This is a genomic window from Brucella tritici, from assembly GCF_008932295.1.
Classification (GTDB): domain Bacteria; phylum Pseudomonadota; class Alphaproteobacteria; order Rhizobiales; family Rhizobiaceae; genus Brucella; species Brucella tritici.
In genome coordinates, this window is the sequence record NZ_WBWA01000023.1 from 45432 (window position 1) to 58466 (window position 13035).

The window sequence follows — 13035 nt, forward strand, 5'->3', positions numbered from 1 at the left end:
AGGAAAACTCGCTCGTTATTGCGCAATCCCAATGATATTTCAACAGGCAATAGCGCGGCCTGTCCGCCCAGCGCACTGGAACATCTCTTGAAAAAGCTCGCGTATCTAGCCTTCCTTTTCCTCGGCATCGTCTGGGGCACTAACTTCATCTTCGTGCAGTGGGCCGCCGCCTACATCACTACTGGACAGATTGTGTTGTTGCGCGCGCTGTTCGGTGTCGTTCCAGTATTCTTGTATGCCCTGCTAAGCGGAGCCTTGAGTTTCAGCCATCTGCGGCACCTCCACCATTTCGTGGTGATGTCGCTTCTCGCGACAACGGTTTACTACCTTGCTTTCGCACGCGGAACCGTCTTGCTGCCGTCAAGTGTTGCAGGAATGCTAAGTGGCGCGATCGCGTTGTTCACCTTCATTTCAGCGTGGTTGTTCCTTCGGGAGGAACCCCTTAACCGAAAGCAAGGATTGGGAGTTATTATCGGCTTCCTAGGCGTTCTGACGATTGCTCGACCGTGGACCGCAACGATCTTCGATATCAGCGGCGTTCTATATATGATCGCCGGTTCGTTCAGTGTCGGGGTGTCCTTCGTTTACGCGAAGAAGTTCGTGGCGCCTCTGAAGCTTCCCACCGCCGCACTCACCACATACCAGATCGGCATCGCGGCGATCACACTGGCTGTACTCACGGACACTGCGGGCATCCGGGCCGTTTTCTCGGATAATCGCGCATGGATTGGTTTGGTCTTTGGTCTCGGCCTCTGCGGGACCGGCCTCGCCTACGTCGCCTACTACTTCATCGTCGAGAAACTGGGAGCAGTGACCGCGGCATCGGTCACCTACCTCCCGCCGCTGGTTGCGATCATGATAGGCCTTCTCGTTGGCGAGCAACTCGACGGGTTCGACATCGCAGCCATTGTTCTGATCCTAACTGGCGTGGCGGTGCTGCAACTGGCCACACTTCGCCACAAAACCGTCGCGAGTCGCAACAAACGCGACACGGTCCAGGTCAACATCGACGATCCGAAAGGGAAGTCATGCACGGCAACTGGCTGATCCTCGCTACACAAACAACAGACCTCGAGGTCGGCGCGGCGTACGGAAAGCGCTGGGCGCCCATTGTCGCGTAGTACGGTGCGCGTATCCGGACCGCATGCACTGACAACCGTCCACCGTCGTCTTGCCAATTGGTCGACGCTGACCCACTGGCGCTGCCTGGAGGGAGCGTTCTCGTCCCCGGCCGTTAAATCGGCCATCCGGCTTGCGGTGTGCGCCCTGAACCGGCCACGCAGTCGCAAGAGTGCCAATGCCATTACCAGCGACATTTTGGGCAAGCTGCTGGCAACCTGTTCCGGCGAGTATCTCACCGCCTTGCGGGATCGGGCTATCCTGATGGTAGCTTTTGCCTCGGGCGGGCGCAGGCGCAGCGAAATAGCCGGCTTGCGCGTAGAACAGCTGGTCAAACAGGCGCCTGTCACTGACGAGGACGGTTCCCCCATCCCCTCTCTCGGCATCCATCTCGGTCGGACCAAAACCAGTGGCGCCGATCACGATGAAACCGTCTATCTGACAGGTCGGCCCATCGAAGCCCTCACCCGCTGGCCGGAGGCTGGCAGGATCGACAAGGGCAACGTGTTTCGAAAAGTCGATCGCTGGGGCAATGTTTCGGCGCGGGCACTGGAACCGAACGCCATCAACCGGATCATCAAACAGCGCGCGAAAATGGCGAGGTTGGAACCAGGGGAGTTTTCGGCGCACGGTCTGCGCTCCGGCTATCTCACCGAAGCTGCCAATCGCGGCATTCCGCTGCCTGAAGCCATGGAACAATCACGCCATCGTTCCGTGCAGCAGGCCTCCGACTATTGCAACAACGCCAAACGGCGCAGCGGGCGGGCATCGCGGCTGCTTTGACACCCGTATGCACCATAGCAAGATTGATTTGCAGATGTCGGAAGTTAGGTTGTTGTCGGTCTGGCAGGCTGCCAGAAGTCGATCCCAAACGCCGAAAAGATGACATCGAACAAACCGATTGTGCTGGTCATGGGACTTCCCCGTAAGAAACTATCCAGAAGACCTTTCTAATGACCACCATTTCCTGCAAGTCCAATTCCAGCAATCAGCGCGCCCCATACCTTCAGGCGCAGGCCAACAGCCTTTATAACGCCTGTGGCCGCAATGAGGTGTCCTGTAAATCCACCAAGATTGTTGGTATAGGTTTGAACAATGCAACCGGTGCCGTCAAGCATGATCATCTCTTGTTCTTTATGCTCAAGCTCAAGGTAAACAAGTAGCGATCCGCGTGGCGCTCGCGCATTAAGTTCAACCAGTCTTCCTCCCGGCACGATCTGACCTGTTGAGATCGCGGGCTGGATGTGGACGACTCGTGCAGGCAGAACTGTATTGCTGAAGGACAATCCAATATTGCTGTCACAAGCGATTTCTGCAGGCATTCCCTCATAGATTGTCGTGCGCGTCACTTGCGAAAAGCCCGCTGTAATCCTGAGCGGCAGATCGTCGGGACGGTCGGGAATGATCACCATCGCTGGACTCAATATGAGAGTTGACGCGGGACTTCCTACGCTCAAGGATAATTGGGTTACGACACCGTCGGTGAACGAGCGAACCTCAGTCATGCTTAGCGCGACCCTGGCGCTTTCGACTGCCCTCTCGATAACTTTGCGTTGCGCGGGAAGCGATTGAGAAATTTCCAATTGTGCCAGGCTCAGCTGGGCCTGTGCCGCCGCCAGATCGGCTTCGCCAATCTGGAAAGCCGATTCTGCTATGCGTACAGTATCCTTCGTGCCGGCATTCCTGGCGAACAAGGCCTGCGCGTTCTTGAGATCACCTCTCAGCTTTTCAAGCGAAGCGCCCGACTCGACCACGCTTGCCTGCGCAACTTTCAAGGCATCAATTGCTTTCGATTCTGCGGCAGCAATTCGATCTAACTCAGCTTCGGCTTGCTTCAGCGTCGCTTTCTGGGCGCTGTTTTCAATCCGAAAGAGTAGGTCACCGGCGGAAACCCTCTGCCAGTTTTGTACGGCGATTTCGGTTACGGGACCACTGGTCTGCGCCACGATTGACGCGGTACGGAACGGTACCAGGCCAGAGTATGATTTAGGGTGGAAGTAGAAGATCACGACGAAAAGAAAAAAGGCGAGGACTGCCCACAGGAACACCGCGGTCCGCATGTTCCATACCGTCATGGATTCGCCACGACGTCTCAATTGGTAGTAACGGATAATGACCGGAAATGAAGTGAAGAGAAGCTCAAGCATTATTGGGACCCTCTGGTCTGGCGGGGCCTATGGCGGCAACTTCATCCTTCGATTCCGGTGGGACTACATTTCGCGAAGCAGTGGCTTCGGGCGCGACTTCGTGGATACTCGGCAAATGGAAGCGCGACCAGTCCGCCAACAAGGCAAGAAGGATCGCGGTTAACGGAAGGAAAACGTGGAAATGCTCAAGCGGAAAGATCTCGTAGAGTAGGGCAATCGTCAACAATGTTGGGACTGTCTTAGCCAAGGGGGTACCCTTCGACCTGTGCTCAGCCCAGCGATCGAACACTGCATAAAGCGTCACAATCCCATAGAGAGCGAGGCATATCAGCGTCAAAGCCACCCACGCCAGCATGTCCGTATCACCCGGAGCAGTGAACCAGGATGGACTGGCATGTCCAAGGCCACCTTCAATCTCCATGAATTACCTCCAGTATACAATTGCCGGAATTATCATCGAGTAGCAGGACAACAATTACAATACTAAGATTGGCTTTGAAAGTCGCGATCGAGTTTTTCTATCGACTGGTGCGGAATATTTCCCAAGCCACGGCGATACTTTTTAGCTATCTGCCCGGGCTACAAGAGCCAAAAGATAATTTCATGCGCTTAAAGCGAAAGTCGGGGAGCATCTCCTTTTCGAGAATACGAATGATTAGCCATTCTTGACTATGCATCAGGATTTTCGCCCTTCCAAAGGCTACAATTCTTGGCCCAAGAACGAGCCTCACATTGTCAATATAACCGAGGAACACTCTTATCGTGAATGATAGATTTGGGGCAGAAATTTCCACAATATAGCCGTGAGATGCCATTGCGATGACCGATAATAATTTGTGCGGACTACAGTTTGTTTTTGAAGATCTGCCCGTTCTTCATAATCACGAGTAATTTGTTGCTTGGATCAGCTAACAGCGCGATATCAGCAATCGGGTCACCGTCAACCAGAAGTAGATCAGCAAGCGCTCCTTCTTCGATAACTCCCAGCTTTCCCGGATAAGGATTGCGTCGATCAGATAATGCTAACAGCTCTGCATTGTCCGCGGTTGCCATTTTAAGTACTTCAGCAGGCGTATACCATCGCGTCATCGTCACGAGTTGTGATCCCTGCTGTGCAGCGCGTGCCGCATCAAAAAGAATATCGGTCCCAAAGGCAACTTTTACACCGTATTTCTTAGCCAATTTATAGGCATTGTCTGTTCCTGCGCGAACTGTAGCTGAACTGGCTTGCCCATCACCGTGCGCGTGTTGGTTCGCATTTTCGTCATCAAGAAATGGCTGAAGGCTCCACCAGATCCCTTTCTCGGCCATCAATTTTACGGTCTCTTCATCCGCAAGCTGACCATGATCGATAACTTTGACACCAGCTTCAATCGCATTGCGTATCGGCTCGGGCATGTAGGCGTGAACCGTTACATAGGTGCCCCAGTTGGCAGCGGCCTCAACCGCAGCCCGGATCTCTTTCACACTCAGTTGCACTGTATCGAGCGGACCATAAGGTGATGACACGCCGCCCCCGGAAACAACTTTAATCTGGCTCGCACCTTGCAACAATTGTTCTCGGGTACGCTTACGCACCTCATCGGGCGAATCCACAATAGCCGACATTCCAACACGTTCTGCATAACTCAATGCGCCCAACGGTGATGGTATTTCAGACAACATACGAAAATCGCCATGCCCCCCCGTCTGAGAAATCATAGCTCCGGATGGCCAAATGCGCGGACCCGATATGACACCTCTGTCGATGGCCATCTTAAGACCAAACGACGGACCACCTAAATCTCGAACGCTAGTAAAGCCACGCATCAATGTTGCCTCAGCCTCTGCGCCCGCTAACAATGTAACAAAGTTTATGGGAGCAGTAGTAGCGACCGCCATCGAAGGAGCAACCATGAACGTGTGCCAGTGCGCATCGATGAGACCTGGCATCAGTGTACGCCCTTCGCCCGCAATCTGGATTGCAGCATCATCCGCCACGATCGGATCAGCGGAAATCTTGGCGATTTGATTGCCAGTGACAAGTACGTTCATAGGAGACGTCAACTTCGTGCCGTCGAAAATTCGAACATTCGCAAAAATGGTTTCCGTCTGTGACGGCGTTTGCGCCTGTAGCGTGTTTACTAGGAGCAACATCTGCACTGAACTTGCAAGCAAAATACCAAGTGACTTTAGCATTTAATTCCCCCGAACTATTAATCCGTATAGTTTGTAATTCCCAATTCATGCCAGTTGGTAAGCCGCATTAAAAACGATATGTAACCCCGAGCACGGGGCCGCTAAATCGAACGTCATAAACATGGCCATGATGCTTATAATCGACATCCAGCATTTTATAGCCGGCGGACAGCGATAGATTTTGAGTGAGCGTATAATTGACCGTAGACAAAAAAGACCAGGTCAAATCAGAACCGACACCAAAGCCACCGATATCCGCCTGAGCTTGAAGTGACAGCCTGTCAGTCAAATTGACAAACACACGTGACGCAACCACGGGATCAACCCAACTGAAACTTTCGTGATAACTCACTGATCGTCCTAAACCGCTAGCGGTGATTTCGTTTGAAATATGCCACAGACGTATACCGCCAAGTGCATCAAGAGTGAACCCAGGAACGTCGAGGACACGATAGCCCCCTTGAAGGGTTCCCATAAATTGCTTCGTGTCTACACTTCCTGCAACGTCTATAGCAGGCAACTGTGAAGTGCCCGGAAACCTGTATGTGTCACTATCCGTTGTGTCCGTGTACATCACATTCGCAGAAAGCACGAAGCGGTCATATCGGCCCCAAACATTTATGAAACCTGCAACATTGAGCCCGTCCCGGCCATCTGAGAATGAACGATCGACCCCAACTGTCGGCCCCAGCCCAAAAGGAGAAACCTCCCCTTTCAGTCCGGTCGCCCATATATATGGGGTAACTTGCAATGCGAAGCTTGGACGCACAGCCTCTGACGAGGGCGCAACGTTCTGCTCATTATAGACAGTATCTGCTGCATAAACATTATGCGGAACATATAACGCCAGCCCGAATATCAAAATGCGCCAATTCAAAACAATGCCCCTTCCCCCCAAAATATCGCTGAACGAAACGCTTGGTCCAACTATGCGATATCTAAAATAAGCAGTCACAGATTTCTAACTAGAATACAATGCCCTTGAAAGCATGTTTCTCTGTGAAATAAGGCTAATAAGATCGCTATTTTATCACTTTCATTTGCAAATTTATCATCAAATGAATAACCATCGACAAACTGGGGATTTAGAGACGGGGAATATTGTTACATGCATAAGAAGCATTTTCGTATGCGAAGCTCTTTCTGTGGCTCCGGCCTTATAATTGGAGCTTTATTTTTTGCTGCTTCATTAACACCCAGTCTGATACCACGTAATTACGTCTTTCAGGGTATTTTAGCGGGCGTGGCTTTTGGTTCGGGTTATGGTATCGGCGTGTTTCTGCGTTGGTTGTGGTTATCCTTGGAGCTGCCCAGCCTGGATGCTAGAATCTTAAAATATGCAAGAATACTAGCCGCTATCATCTGCCTAATCACCATGCTTATGGCGTTGCATCAAACGGCAAGCTGGCAAAATTCCATCCGCAGCGTTTTGAGTATGGAGCCTGTAGAAAGCGGTTATCCATTCAGTGTCAGCGCACTTGCACTCGTGAGCTTTGGCGTTCTACTTCTCCTCGCGCGTGGCATAATCGTTCTTGGCCGGACCGTAATCAATAAGCTCAATAACTACCTCCCCCGCAGAGTATCCATTATCGTCGGCGCAGCAATTACGTTTGCTCTTATATTCACAATCGCAAACGGCGTTTTAGTGGAATATTCATTCCGCGTATTAGACAGTTCTTTTCAAAGATTTGACGCTCTCATTGAACCGGACCGTCCGCAGCCGCTCATAGCGGAACGTGCTGGCAACCCTCAATCGAAACTTGATTGGCGACAACTGGGCCGCGCCGGTAGAGAATTTGTTGCTTCAGGACCGACGGCATCCGAGATTAGTGAATTTAACAAACGAACCGCTCTCGAGCCTATCAGACTTTACGCTGGATTGCAGGTCGCAGACACACCCGCTAAACGCGCCGGATTGTTATTGGATGAACTAAAGCGCACAGGTGCTTTTGATCGCGCAGCACTGGTTGTCATCACACCCACCGGCACGGGATGGGTCGACCCATCTGCGATTGATGGACTGGAGTTCTTGTTTGACGGTGATGTTGCAAGCGTTGCCTTGCAATACTCTTATTTGAACAGCCCACTTTCGCTGTTGTTTCAACCAGAAAACGGCGTTGCTTCTTCACAGGCACTTTTCCGGGCCGTTTATGACCACTGGAAAAAGCTACCGGTCGATCAGCGTCCCGAGCTATACCTTCATGGATTGAGCCTGGGTGCCTTCAATTCCCAACGTTCTATCACTTTTTTTGATATTCTCGGAGATCCAATCAACGGCGCGGTCTGGAGTGGTCCACCATTTCCAAGTGAAAATGGCGTTCTCTGACCAATAATCGCGATGCCGGATCAACCGAATGGTTGCCGGTTTTTCAGGATGGACGGTTTGTGCGCTTCATGAATCAGAATGGCGCTCCTGAAGGCAATACGACACAATGGGGCAATACGCGTTTCGTCTATTTACAATATGCCAGCGATGCGATCACATTTTTTGATAAAAGCCTAGCATACCGGGAAGCTGACTGGATGAGATCGCCAAGAGGTCCTGACGTATCGCCCATGCTGGGATGGTATCCGATTGTGAGCATGCTACAAATACTCATCGATATGCCTTTGGCGGACACGGTGCCGATGGGCTACGGACACGTCTATGCACCGGATCACTATTTAAATGCGTGGTTAGAAGTGACTGGCGTAGAGGGTTGGAGCGCTGAACAAATAGAGGCGCTTAAAAAGCATCTCAATAATCGAGCTCAGCGTAAAGATGGGTATGAGCATCGTGGTGGCTAAATATGTAACGCCGCAAATCTACGTCAGTAAGGCAAAAATTCGTCGCAGATCATCAACAGTCTATCATTTTGGAATTCACTGAATGACCGCAGTATTTCAGCTCTCTGTCTATACGTCCTTCTTAGCTTTTACGGCATTAGGTGTTGTATTTTTTTATTCGGACGTCTGGTTTTGTACGGGCGTGCGAAGCAAGCAAAACATAATCACAGTGCTACTCGGTCAGGTAGCACACAAATCTTTATGCGATGCACGACATAAACCAGAGAAACGTGATTAAACTTTCGATTTTCCTTAGCTTATACAGAAGTCACAAATTCTTGGGAGGCACGAATAGCCCAATTAACAAGCTAAAGTTAATGGGGCTGATTTCCGCGAATATACCATCGGGGTGTTTACAATAAGCTGGCTGTGAGGCTGCGTCACTAAACCAGCCTTCATATAGTGCCTGCCCGGTTTTCCGGGCGTTCGGGCCGATTTCAGCGAGAATCGCTGGACTGTGTTTCGCAGATCGTGCGCGTGCACGCTCAAACTCAGATCGAATGTTGATTGCACGTCGCTGTGATAATTTCCCCTCCGGGCCTGTGCCTTGCCCTCCCCTCCCCCGAAACGCTGTTTTCCGCAACTTTCGCCAGATTAGGTCACTGAGGCGCGTTAGGGCGTCTTTATGCACCCCCGATCATCTGGTGCCTGAAAAACCCACTGACGCGGCTTAGTTACATACTAAATCCACGCTTGCAACCGAGCATTTTCTAATGCATTTCTTATTTGTACAAAGCCGCTTCAAGTCGCTCGAGAAACAGTCGTGTCAAAACGTCAGGCCAACAGTTCACTGCCACGTCCCGCTCGCCTCATTGGTTACGCACGCGTCTCGACCGACGATCAGGTCCATGATGCGCAAATGGATGAGTTACGGGTCGCTGGCTGTAATCGCATCTTTCAGGAACATAGTTCAGGGGCTTCACGCGCCCGTCCGGTGCTAGCCCGACTGCTTTCAGAACTCGTGGCCGGTGATGTTCTCGTCGTAGTGCAGCTTGATCGCCTTGCCCGCTCGGTCAGTCACCTTCTGCAGGTTATCGAAGATCTCGAACAACGCGACATCCACTTTCGATCGATCCGAGATCCGATCGACACATCCACGCCACAGGGCATGTTTTCTCTGGAGGTGCTGGGCGCCGTTGCACAACTCGAACGCGCGCTGATCGCTGAACAGACCAAAGCGGGAATCAAGGCTGCAAAATCACGCGGCAAGCTTCCCGGCAATCCCGGCTTGAGAGAACGCCGACCGGAGGCAATTCGGGCGGTGTCGCAAGCGCGTAACAAGCGCTATCTCGATGAGCTGATCACCTCGGCACAGACCTGGTTGCCTCTGGTGCAGCAAATGCGCCCGGTCCATAGCTGGGACAACATCGTACAGGTGCTCAATCGGCGCGGGCATGACTGGACTGTCGAGCGGTTGCGCCGTGCGGTGCATCGTCTGGTTCGCGAAAAAATCGCCGACAAGAAGCTTCTGGCCCGATCCCCTCGCCGCATCCCGTCTGATCACCTGATGAAACTGGTCGCCGCATTTGCGATTGCCGATCCCGGATTGTCGCTTCGCGATATTGCAGCTCAACTCGATCAGATGGGAGAGCGGCCAGCGCGTGGTGGACGCAAATGGCAGCCTTCCTCTGTTCGCCACCTTTTAGATGAAGCGCACCGTTTCGGTCTCATTCGTCGCTAAGCGCTTGACGGACCATTCTTCGAAGAAGCCGTCTTTCAATCAAGGTGATAGACAATCGCCGGTCATTTGAACTTTCGATAATACAGCCCAACACACCGTTACAAGTGCTGCCCAACGTCCATACGCCCGTGCAAAATACGCACAACAAGCAGCATGTTCTCGTGCTCCCGAAAATAGATTACATGGGATCCGACAGCATATTTGAGATAACCTGGTCGGATGTCCGTTAACCGACCACGCTTGCTCCCGTCCATTAACCCTTCAAAAGCATCCATTACGTCATTGATGTAGCTGTTTGCTTGCTCTAACGACCATTCGCGTAAGGTGTAAACCCAGATATCTTCGAGATCAGCCTCGGCAAGCGGTGTAAGCTGATAACCATCAAAGCGCATGCTTCGTCTTCATTTTCTGCAGGAAGCCCTCACGATCCAAGGGCTTCGACTGACCAGACTCTTCGCCCGCAATCAGCGCCTCCTGCAAGGACCTAACGCGCGTTTCATGTTCTTCTAAAAGGCGCAATCCTGCACGCACAACATCACTGGCAGAGCCATAGCGCCCTCCCCTCACCTGTGAATCGACGAAATTGGCGAAGTGATCACCGAGGGTAACTGATGTGTTTCGTGACATATATTCACTCCTTTACGCGATTGTACCAATAATTGGTACCAACGCAAGAGCGATTGCCCAGTTCGTATACGGCGCCAAACAAAACGGGTTCAACGCCAAGCTCAGTGAGCTTCTAGCTTCCGCTGAGCTACACTGAGGTATTGCAATTGGCAGTTATGAGGCCCGAATTGGTCTGTCCGGTTTCGGTGGACGCAATTGCAATAGCCGCCAGAAAACGGGACGGGCGTCTATGATCTTTAACAATCCTCGTTGTGACCGTTAAATGAGCGACCCGGATTTGCCGAAAGCAGACACAAGAGCATATGAGGACATTGCGACCATTTTGGCGTAATTTGCTATCGTGCTGGCGTACTACGATAATGTATTGTCGCGGAACACAGCCTATCTCTTGGTTATCGAAATACAGCGAGGCTGAGATGTTCACCAAAGGAAAGAAAACGGCTCTGGTCACCGGCGCATCGTCGGGCATGGGCAAGTCTATTGCAAAGCGCCTGATCAAGGATGGTTATCAGGTTTATGTCGCGGCGCGCAGCGTCGACAAGATGGCAGATCTCGCCAACCTCGGTGCTCAGCCACTGCGCATCGACGTCTCGAAGGACGAAGAGATCGTTGCGGGCGTCGAAACCATTCTGGCCCAGACCGGCGGCGTCGATGTTCTGGTCAACAATGCCGGATTCGGCCTTTATGGACCGGTGGAAGAAATCCCGCTGGATGAGGCCCGTTACCAGTTCGAGGTCAACATGTTCGGCGCCGCGCGCCTGACGCAGTTGCTCCTGCCCGCCATGCGCGAGAAGAAAGCTGGTACCATCGTCAACATCACCTCCATGGGCGGTAAGATCTACACCGTGCTCGGGGCTTGGTATCATGCAACAAAACATGCACTGGAAGGCTGGTCGGACAGCCTGCGCCTTGAGGTCGAACCCTTCGGTATCCGCGTTGTCATCATCGAGCCGGGCCTGATCGAAACCGGCTTTGGCGATGCCGGACAGCAGGGCATTGCCGAGCGTTCCAAGAACGGCCCCTATGAAAAGATCGCCAATGGCGTGGTCAAGTCGATGCAGTCCAGCTACGGCCAAAATCGCGGCACCAACCCGGACGTCATCGCAGAAACTGTCTCCAAGGCCATAGCATCATCGCGCCCGAAGACCCGCTATGCGGTCGGCGCTTATGCCAAGCCGATGATCTGGATCCGCAAATGGCTCGGCGACCGCATTTTCGACCGTATGATCAAGAGCCAGATGTAAGAGAAAAGCGGAGGTTACCATGTCCAGGTTCCCTGTCGACAAGTGCAAGATTCCTCAGGCCTTTTGGCGCGCTGTCGAGCGCGCCCGCATCCCGCCCGCCGCATTGCTCCGACAGGCAAAGCTGCCGGTGACATTGCACGTCTCAGACGACGCTTGGGTGACAACGGCACAATACTTTGCGCTCTGGCGTGCCCTTGAAGAGCTGACCGGCGATCCAGCGATCGGCCTGACTCTGACCATCGAGACCGACACATCCGTGCATCCGCCAGCCACTATGTCGGCCTTCTTCGCCAAGGATTTTCGCGATGGGCTGGTGCGTCTGGCCCGGTTCAAGCGGCTCTGCACGCCCGAGGAACTCACCCTTGTCGAAAAAGGCCGCGAAGCGCAGGTTTTGGTGGACTGGATCCATGCCGTCGAACTGGAGCCAGATGCAGCAGCCGATGTGACCTTTGCCGCCATACTGGAGCTGGGACGACGCGGCACCGGCCGGCATATCGTGCCGATCCGGGTGGAGATGACCCGCTCCGGACCGCTGAGCCAAGCTCATCGGGACTATTTCGCCGCTCCAGTCATCTTCAACTCATCGCGCAATGTCCTGGTCCTCGACGTTGCAGATCTCGACCGGCCCTTTGCCGGGCACAATCCCGAGCTACTGGCCATTCTGACACCGGCATTATCCAGTGCGTTAAAGGAGATCGACGCGCAAAGCTCCTTGCCCGAACAGGTCAAGATCGTGCTCAAGCGTAGGCTGGCCAGCGGCAAGCCGGAACTGGCCGATGTGGCGGACGCGCTGGGGTTCAGCGAGCGAACTCTCCAAAGGCGCATTGCCGAAGCGGGCACCTCATTCCGGCACCTGCTGGAAGCCTCGCGGAAGGAACTGGGTCGCGACATGCTGACCAGTGGCGTCAATGGCACTGAGGAAATCGCTTATCTGCTCGGTTATCAGGACACCAGCTCATTCTATCGCGCCTTCCGCGAATGGGAAGGCGTCACCCCAAGCCAATGGCGCGATGACAATATCGGTCGTGGTGAGCAGTTATTTAAGCCAAGGTTGTAGCATTTTGAGGTCAGCTTTTGCGCATTTGACTCCCAGAGCAGATTGTCCGCTCCCCCCTTTCAGGAACGCCGTCAGCATGATCGCTGGAACGACTGCTTTGAGGACCCCGATGCGCCACGTGAATGTCTGCCATGATGGCGCATAGTGGTCATTCGC

The 13035-nt window shown here is 53.0% G+C and carries 12 protein-coding genes and 1 pseudogene; 7 read left to right on the forward strand and 6 right to left on the reverse strand.

All coding sequences use genetic code 11. From position 1 onward, the window contains the following. Window positions 1-87: 87 nt before the first annotated feature. Together F9K91_RS19495 and F9K91_RS19500 are read left to right on the forward strand one after the other, a co-directional pair. Entirely contained in the window at window positions 88-1047 is a 960-nt protein-coding gene (locus tag F9K91_RS19495; RefSeq protein ID WP_151678508.1) for a DMT family transporter, read from the forward strand. 78 nt (window positions 1048-1125) lie between these two features. After that, window positions 1126-1902, forward strand: a pseudogene (locus F9K91_RS19500) (tyrosine-type recombinase/integrase); the annotation flags it as partial. Window positions 1903-2069: 167 nt separating this feature from the next. Here F9K91_RS19500 and F9K91_RS19505 read toward each other — a convergent pair. The 4 genes from F9K91_RS19505 to F9K91_RS19520 form a co-directional block, all read right to left on the reverse strand. Further along, window positions 2070-3266: an HlyD family secretion protein gene (locus tag F9K91_RS19505; protein ID WP_151678509.1), complete on the reverse strand. Its 1197-nt coding sequence runs from the start codon at window positions 3264-3266 to the stop codon at window positions 2070-2072. Then, window positions 3259-3687, reverse strand: a complete 429-nt coding sequence (locus F9K91_RS19510; protein ID WP_208852711.1) for a hypothetical protein — start codon at window positions 3685-3687, stop codon at window positions 3259-3261. Before F9K91_RS19510 ends, F9K91_RS19505 begins: the two co-directional genes overlap by 8 nt. Before the next feature lie 422 nt (window positions 3688-4109). After that, complete coding sequence (locus tag F9K91_RS19515; protein WP_151678510.1) at window positions 4110-5444, reverse strand: metal-dependent hydrolase family protein; 1335 nt, start codon at window positions 5442-5444, stop codon at window positions 4110-4112. Between the two features lie 67 nt (window positions 5445-5511). After that, window positions 5512-6321, reverse strand: coding sequence for a hypothetical protein (locus tag F9K91_RS19520; RefSeq protein WP_235913303.1), 810 nt, complete (start codon window positions 6319-6321; stop codon window positions 5512-5514). 231 nt (window positions 6322-6552) lie between these two features. Here F9K91_RS19520 and F9K91_RS19525 point away from each other — a divergent pair, with 231 nt between their 5' ends. The 3 genes from F9K91_RS19525 to F9K91_RS19535 all read left to right on the forward strand — a co-directional run bounded on the left by F9K91_RS19525 (window position 6553) and on the right by F9K91_RS19535 (window position 9951). Next, complete coding sequence (locus F9K91_RS19525; protein ID WP_151678511.1) at window positions 6553-7770, forward strand: alpha/beta hydrolase; 1218 nt, start codon at window positions 6553-6555, stop codon at window positions 7768-7770. A gap of 32 nt (window positions 7771-7802) precedes the next feature. Then, the gene (locus F9K91_RS26650; RefSeq protein WP_151678512.1) at window positions 7803-8231 is read left to right on the forward strand and encodes an alpha/beta-hydrolase family protein; all 429 of its coding nucleotides are present in this window, start codon (window positions 7803-7805) and stop codon (window positions 8229-8231) included. Window positions 8232-9033: 802 nt separating this feature from the next. Further along, the gene (locus tag F9K91_RS19535; RefSeq protein WP_151678513.1) at window positions 9034-9951 is read left to right on the forward strand and encodes a recombinase family protein; all 918 of its coding nucleotides are present in this window, start codon (window positions 9034-9036) and stop codon (window positions 9949-9951) included. 98 nt (window positions 9952-10049) lie between these two features. On the opposite strand, the gene F9K91_RS19540 is transcribed toward F9K91_RS19535, so the two are convergent. Together F9K91_RS19540 and F9K91_RS19545 are read right to left on the reverse strand one after the other, a co-directional pair. Next, window positions 10050-10343: a type II toxin-antitoxin system RelE/ParE family toxin gene (locus tag F9K91_RS19540; RefSeq protein ID WP_151678514.1), complete on the reverse strand. Its 294-nt coding sequence runs from the start codon at window positions 10341-10343 to the stop codon at window positions 10050-10052. Next, window positions 10333-10578 carry a type II toxin-antitoxin system ParD family antitoxin gene (locus F9K91_RS19545; protein WP_151678515.1) on the reverse strand — a complete coding sequence of 82 codons (246 nt, stop codon included), beginning with the start codon at window positions 10576-10578 and terminating at the stop codon, window positions 10333-10335. Before F9K91_RS19545 ends, F9K91_RS19540 begins: the two co-directional genes overlap by 11 nt. A 416-nt stretch (window positions 10579-10994) precedes the next feature. On the opposite strand from F9K91_RS19545, the gene F9K91_RS19550 reads away from it, so the two are divergent. Continuing rightward, complete coding sequence (locus F9K91_RS19550) at window positions 10995-11822, forward strand: oxidoreductase (RefSeq protein WP_151678516.1); 828 nt, start codon at window positions 10995-10997, stop codon at window positions 11820-11822. Window positions 11823-11841: 19 nt separating this feature from the next. After that, the gene (locus tag F9K91_RS19555; protein WP_151678517.1) at window positions 11842-12879 is read left to right on the forward strand and encodes an AraC family transcriptional regulator; all 1038 of its coding nucleotides are present in this window, start codon (window positions 11842-11844) and stop codon (window positions 12877-12879) included. The last annotated feature ends 156 nt before the right edge of the window (window positions 12880-13035 follow it).

Coding starts and splice junctions, on each gene's coding strand:
- F9K91_RS19505 (WP_151678509.1), bottom strand. CDS start 3,266: ATGCTTGAGCTTCTCTTCACTTCATTTCCGGTCATTATCCGTTACTAC.
- F9K91_RS19510 (WP_208852711.1), bottom strand. CDS start 3,687: ATGGAGATTGAAGGTGGCCTTGGACATGCCAGTCCATCCTGGTTCACT.
- F9K91_RS19515 (WP_151678510.1), bottom strand. CDS start 5,444: ATGCTAAAGTCACTTGGTATTTTGCTTGCAAGTTCAGTGCAGATGTTG.
- F9K91_RS19525 (WP_151678511.1), top strand. CDS start 6,553: ATGCATAAGAAGCATTTTCGTATGCGAAGCTCTTTCTGTGGCTCCGGC.
- F9K91_RS19540 (WP_151678514.1), bottom strand. CDS start 10,343: ATGCGCTTTGATGGTTATCAGCTTACACCGCTTGCCGAGGCTGATCTC.
- F9K91_RS19545 (WP_151678515.1), bottom strand. CDS start 10,578: ATGTCACGAAACACATCAGTTACCCTCGGTGATCACTTCGCCAATTTC.
- F9K91_RS19550 (WP_151678516.1), top strand. CDS start 10,995: ATGTTCACCAAAGGAAAGAAAACGGCTCTGGTCACCGGCGCATCGTCG.
- F9K91_RS19555 (WP_151678517.1), top strand. CDS start 11,842: ATGTCCAGGTTCCCTGTCGACAAGTGCAAGATTCCTCAGGCCTTTTGG.